The following is a 6,008-nucleotide window of genomic DNA, read 5'->3' on the forward strand; positions in this document are numbered from 1 at the left end:
GCCGAGAGGAGCGTCACCGTCACCGGGCCGGCGAAGCCGCCGGTGCGGCCGACGCTGACCTCGACCGGGGCGCTCCGGCCCTGCTCGAGCTCGAGGCTGGCGGAGGGGAGCGCAAGGTTGAAGCCTCCCGCCGTGTTCGCCGCACCGCCGCAGGCGGTCAGCACGGCGAGGAGGAGGCTCATGGCCAGCGCCAAGAGCGTAGACCTGCTCGAGCTGCAAGCCTTGTTGGGCATCCTAGTCCTCCCGCCCTGCCGCGTAGAGGATGCCGCCCAGGAGGTGCCGCATGAAGGCCGGGTCGGCGTAGCTCTCGGCGGTATGGCCGCCGGCGGTGTACCAGGAGCGCCCGCCGCCAAAGTCCTGGTACCAGGCGATGGGGTGGTCGTCGCCCATGGTGCCGCCCTCGAAGGTCGCGGTGTCGATGCGCAGGAGCACGGTGACGCCCCTGTCGCGCGGGTTGCTGCGGAAGTTGTACCACTCGTCGCTGCGCCGCCAGGGGTTGGGCAGGTGCCGGGTCGAAGGGTGGTCGGCGTCCTCGACGACGAGCGCGACCTCCTGGAACTGCAAGTCGCCCGTCGGATGGGCGTCGAAGACGGCGCCGACGAGCTCGCCGTACCAGGGCCAGCCGTAGCCCGTGTCGGAGGCGGAGTGGACGCCGACAAAGCCGCCGCCCGCCTGGATGTAGCCTTCGAAGGCCGCCTTGCCGGCCTCGTCCAGAACGTCCTCCGCGGTCTCCTCGTCGTCCGAGGTCAAGAGGAACATGACCGCGTCGTACCCTGCCAGGTTGTCCTCGCTGAAGGCGCTGGGGTCCTCGCTGTGGACGACCGTGAAGCCGTTGTCGCGGCCGAGCCCCTGCACCGCCAGGATGGCCTCGGCTATGGCGTTGTTGTGGTGCCAGCCCAGCCTCCTGGTGAAGACCAGGAGGCTCAAGGCCTCGTCCTCGCCGTTGCCGTTTTGAGGCGTGACGCTCAGGGCCAGCTCAGCGTCCCTCGTCAGCCCGCCGCTCAGGCCGCGCACGGCAAGCGTCTTACTCAGCGCCGGGGCGTCCTCGGCGATGGCGACGGTGAGGGTGCCACTGAGGTTGGTCTCGAGGCTGAGGGGCGCGGCGCTGACGCCGGTAGGCGGCTCCTCGAGGCTCACCGTCACCGGCCCGCTGAAGCCGCCCGTGGGGATGATACTCACCGTCACGGGGGCGCTGTCACCGGGTTCCAGCTCGAGCGTGGTCGGGCTGAGCGTCAGGCTGAAGTCCGGGTCCGGCCTCTCGCCCGGCGCGGGCGCGCCGCAGGCGACCAGAACGAGTCCGGCCAGCAGGAGGGTGATGAAAAGGGTGGAAAGCGTGCGCATGTATGGTCTCCTTTGGTGCCGTCAAGGTAGCTGTCAAGGTAACAGTCCTGCCTTAAGCCAGGATGAGCCCGACCAGGCGAGTTCTTCATCCCACTACCTCGCCGCTACCTCGCCGCGGCGTAGCGAATACCGCCCAGGACGTGCTCCAAAAAGGCCTCGTCGTCACGCCAGCTCTCCGGAAAGTGGCCGAGGCTGGTGTACCAGGCGCGGCCGCCGTCGTAGTCGTGGTACCAGGCGATGGGGTGGTCCGGACCCATGGTGGTGCCACGGACGCTCGAGACGTCGAAGCTGAGCAGGACGTTGACGTTCCCTCTCGGGTTGCTGTGGAAGCTGTAGACCTCGTCGTAATGCTGCCAGCGTCCCGGCAGGTGCGCGGTCGAGGGGTGCTCGCGGTCCTCGACCACGATGGTCGCGTTCTGAAAGCCCGCCTCGTTGGCGAAGTAGGCGCCGACCAGCCCCTCGTACCAGGGCCAGTACGTGGGACGGTTCTCACCGTAGGCCACCACCGAAGGGGAGTGGACGCCCATGAAGCCGCCGCCGCCCTGGATGAAGCTCTCCAAGGCGGCCTGCTGGGCGGCGTCCAAGACGGGCCCCGTGGTCATCAGGAAGATTATCGCGTCGTAGCGCGCCAGATTCGCGCTGTTAAAGTCATCGGCGTCTTCGCTGTGGTCGGCGCTGAAGCCGTGAGCCGCACCGAGCCGGCGGATCGCCGCCAAGCCCGCCGTAATGGTCTCGCGGTGGCGGAAAAAGCCTCGAGCGGTCTTGCTGAAGACCAGCACGCGGTAGCTCCCGGTCTCCTCCCGGACCGTCACGGTCAGCTCGCGGACGGACGGCTCACCCGAGGCCGCCTCGGCGCGCAGGGTGTAGGTGGTGTCCTCTCTCGGCCACACCACGTAACTCGTCCGGCCGGCTAGGTCGCCTCTCGCCGGCTCGAGCGCGACGGTGCTCTCCCCCTCGACCTGCCAGGACAGGGTGACGCTCTCTCCCGGCGTGACGGCCTCCGGGCTGGCGGTAAAGCTCACGATGCTGACCCCGCCGTCGTCCGCACCGTCGTCCGCACCGACGACCGAAAGGTTCAAGGCGGTGCCGGCGCTGCGTTCCATTCCTGCGGCCACGCCCCGCACGGTGACGGCCGCCGAGGTCACCGGCGGCGCGTCCGCCGCCGCGCGAAGTATGAGCGTGCCGCTCGCCTCCGCCGCCCCGACCGTCAGGGGATCGGCGCTGACGCCTGGCGGCGCAGCCTCCAGGCTCACCGCGACCGCGCCGCCAAAGCCGCCCCTGCGGCTCACGGTGACGGCAACGCTCGCCTCGCCGCCCTGCTCGAGCTCGAGCGTCCTGGGCTCGAGGCTCAGCCCGAAATCTCCTGCGTCGCCGCTACCGGGCGTGCTTTCCCCGCAGGCCGCCAGAGCGAATATCAGGGCGCATATCAGGCCAGCAGAGCGCGGCCAGGATGACCACATCGTCATAGTCGTCATAGTCGTCATACGGCAATCCTTTCATGACCCGCCCTTTTATAACCCGCGATGTGCCGCGGGTTCTAGCCTAGCCAGCCTAACAGATGTCCGGTACAGCTTTATCACCCGCGCTACTCGAGCAAACCGGCAAAGCTCCTACCCGGCCCCTGCCAAACGACGCCCAGAAGCTCCGCGACGGTGGCGCCCAGGTCGGCGAAGCTCTCGCGGCTACCGAGAGCGGCGGCTCGAAGCCCCGGCCCATAGACGAGCAACAGCCCGTACTCGCGGCTGTGATCGCTGCCGGGCCAGGTCGGGTCGTTGCCGTGGTCGCTGGTCAGGACGAGCAGACCGTCCTCGCCGGTCGCCGCCAACAGCTCCGGCAGCCGCGCGTCGAAGTCTAAGAGCGCCCGCGCGTAGCCCGCCGGGTCGCGGCGGTGCCCGTAGAGCGAGTCGAACTCGACTAAGTTGGTGAAGACGAGCCCCCGCGGCCGCCGCTTCATGAGCGCCACGGTCTGGTCCACGCCGTCCATGTTCGATGTGCTGGAGACCTCCTCGGTGAAGCCGCGCCGGGCGTAGATGTCGGGGATCTTGCCGACGCCGATCACCTCGAGCCCCGCCTCCTTGAGCCTGTCCAAGACGGTGGGATAAGGCGGCTCGAGCGAGTAGTCCTTGCGGGCGTGGCCGAGGCGCCTGAAACGGCCGGGCTCGCCCGCGAAGGGCCGGGCGATGACGCGGGCCACCGCGTGCTCGCCCCGCAGGATCTCCCTGGCCGCCAAGCAAGCGCGGTAGAGCTCGTCTAAGGGCACGACCTCCACGTGCGCGGCCACCTGAAAGACGCTGTCGGCGCTGGTGTAGACGATCGCTTTGCCCGTCCTCAGGTGTTCCTCGCCGAGCTCGTCGATAACCTCCGTGCCCGAGGCCCGAAGGTTGCCGAGCGTCCCCCGCCCGGTGGCCGCTTCAAAGGCCGCCATCACCTCGTCCGGAAAGCGCTGGTAGGTCTTGAAGGCCCCCTCCAGGACCACCCCCATGAACTCCCAGTGGCCGGTGCTGGTGTCCTTGCCGGGCGAGACCTCGGCCATGCGTCCGTAACAGGCCAGCGGCGCAGGGGTGGCCGCGAGGCCGCCGACGCCAGGAATGGCGCCGAGGCCCAGGCGCGCCAGGTTGGGCAGGTTCGCGCCCGTCGCCGCCAGGGTGTGGTCCAGGGTGTGCGCCCCCGCGTCGCCAAACCGCTCGGCGTCGGGCAGCGCGCCGACGCCAACGGAGTCCAAGACGACGATGGTGATGGTGGTGACGGCCTTGCCTGTGCGGATCATGCCTGTAGTACCTGTAGTCATGCCTGTAGTATAGGTCGCGCCTGGGGCATAATGGCGGGGTGACCTTGGCTGATCAGGTGCTGACCACGGTAGCGGCGCTCGTCCCCGAGGCTGGGACGCTCGTCGTGGCGGTTTCGGGTGGGCCGGACTCGGTGGCGCTCCTCAAGCTTCTGCGCGGCGGGCCCTACGCGCTCCACATCGGCCACTTCGACCACGCGCTGCGGGCAGAGTCGGCGGACGACGCCGCCTTTGTCGCCGAGCTCGGTGAGAGCCTGGGCGTCCCGGTCCACATAGCCCGCGCCGAGGTGGCGAGGGTCGCGGCGGCCAAGGGCTGGAACCTCGAGGATGCCGCCCGCCGCCTGCGCTACGGCCATCTCACCCGGCTGACCAAACGGGTCGGCGCCGACGCGCTCCTGACCGGCCACACCTTGGACGACCAGGCCGAGACGGTGCTCATGCAGCTCCTGCGCGGCGCCGCCTTTTTGAAGGGCATGGCGCCGCGCCGGGGGCGGGTGGTCCGGCCGCTCCTGGGCCAGGGCCGCGCGGCGCTGCTGGCTTACCTGCGGGACCAGGGGCAGCCCTACCTCGAGGACCTGAGCAACCGCGACACCCGCCTCACCCGCGCCTGGCTGCGCGCTGAAATCCTGCCGGGGCTGGGGGCGCGTTACCCGCGGATAAGGCGAACGCTGGCCCGGCTGGCCGAGGGGCAGCGCGCGCAGGCGGAGCACTTCGACGCCCTCGTCGCGCCGCTCTTGGACGACGTGGACGACGGGCTCGACGCGCTCCGGCTGGCAGCGCGGGACGCGGCGACGCAGCGCCACGCCCTCGCCCGGCTCCTGCAGGAGGCCGGCCTGGCGCCCGACTGGGAGGGGCTCGAGCGCCTCCGCGCGCAACTCGGCAGGGAGCACCCTACACGCCTCTCCCTGCCCAGGGGCTACGAGGCGCGGCTGGCCTACGGCCGGCTCCGCGTGCAGGCACCGGGAGGAGGGCCGGCGCCGGGCGAGTCAGGGGTCCACCCCGCCACCGACCCTCTGCCGCCCGAACTCGACGCCGAGGCGCTGCAAGGGTTTCCCGACCTCGTCTTCCGCTCCCGCCGGCCCGGCGACCGCATTCGCTTAGCCGGCGGCAGCAAGAGCGTGAGCGACCTGCTCATCGATCGCAAGGTGCCCAGGGAGGCGCGGGGGGGGCTCAGGGTCCTGGCCTCGGGCTCGGAGGTCTTGTGGGTGGAAGGGCCGGGGGGGGAAGGGCTGGCCGCGGACGTGCGGGTGGCGAGGCCGCAAGAGGACCCAGACCTCCCCTGGATGCGCCTGGCGCTCGAGGGGGCGCAAGGGGCCTTCGCCAGGGGCGAGGTGCCCGTCGGCGCGGTGGTGGTAAAGGACGGCAAGCTTGTCGGCGCCGCTAGCAACCTCACCGAGACGGCCCGCGACCCGACCGCGCACGCCGAGATGCTGGCCCTGCGCCAGGCCGCCGAGGCGCTCGGCGACTGGCGCCTCGGCGGCTGCACGCTCTACGTCTCCCTTGAGCCCTGCGCCATGTGCTACGGCGCCATGCTTCAGGCGCAACTCAGCCGGCTCGTCTACGGCGCCGACAACCGCCGCGAGGGGGCGGCGGGGACTGTCCTCGACCTCGCCGACTACGGACTCAAGCACCGGCTCGAGCGCCGCTCGGGCGTGCTGGCCAAGGAGGCCTCGGCGCTGCTCAGCCGCTTTTTTCAAAGTCGTCGCGCCGAGGACTAGCGGCAGGGCTCAGCGCCGTTCACGAGGAGGCTTGCAGCCCCTCAAAATGCGCTATACTACAAAGGCTCTGCCTGGAGAGGTGCCAGAGCGGTTGAATGGGACGGTCTCGAAAACCGTTGTGTCCTTCTGGGGCACCGTGGGTTCGAATCCCACCCTCTCCGCCA

General features: G+C 70.3%; 5 protein-coding genes and 1 tRNA gene. 2 read left to right on the forward strand and 4 right to left on the reverse strand.

What is annotated here, in order from left to right; translation table 11 throughout:
* From M3498_05010 to M3498_05025, 4 genes are all read right to left on the reverse strand, one after another.
* Positions 1-233 (reverse strand): hypothetical protein (locus tag M3498_05010; GenBank protein ID MDQ3458656.1); only part of this gene is annotated, 233 nt, incomplete at its 3' end.
* A gap of 1 nt (position 234) precedes the next feature.
* Complete coding sequence (locus M3498_05015; protein MDQ3458657.1) at positions 235-1,341, reverse strand: ThuA domain-containing protein; 1,107 nt, start codon at positions 1,339-1,341, stop codon at positions 235-237.
* Positions 1,342-1,445: 104 nt separating this feature from the next.
* Entirely contained in the window at positions 1,446-2,825 is a 1,380-nt protein-coding gene (locus M3498_05020) for a ThuA domain-containing protein (protein ID MDQ3458658.1), read from the reverse strand.
* Between the two features lie 101 nt (positions 2,826-2,926).
* The gene (locus M3498_05025) at positions 2,927-4,129 is read right to left on the reverse strand and encodes a phosphopentomutase (GenBank protein ID MDQ3458659.1); all 1,203 of its coding nucleotides are present in this window, start codon (positions 4,127-4,129) and stop codon (positions 2,927-2,929) included.
* 38 nt (positions 4,130-4,167) lie between these two features.
* Here M3498_05025 and tadA point away from each other — a divergent pair, with 38 nt between their 5' ends.
* Entirely contained in the window at positions 4,168-5,844 is a 1,677-nt protein-coding gene (gene tadA, locus M3498_05030) for a tRNA adenosine(34) deaminase TadA (GenBank protein ID MDQ3458660.1), read from the forward strand.
* A 73-nt stretch (positions 5,845-5,917) separates the two neighbouring features.
* A tRNA-Ser gene (locus M3498_05035) sits at positions 5,918-6,008 on the forward strand.

It is taken from the genome of Deinococcota bacterium (assembly GCA_030858465.1).
Lineage (GTDB): Bacteria > Deinococcota > Deinococci > Deinococcales > Trueperaceae > JALZLY01.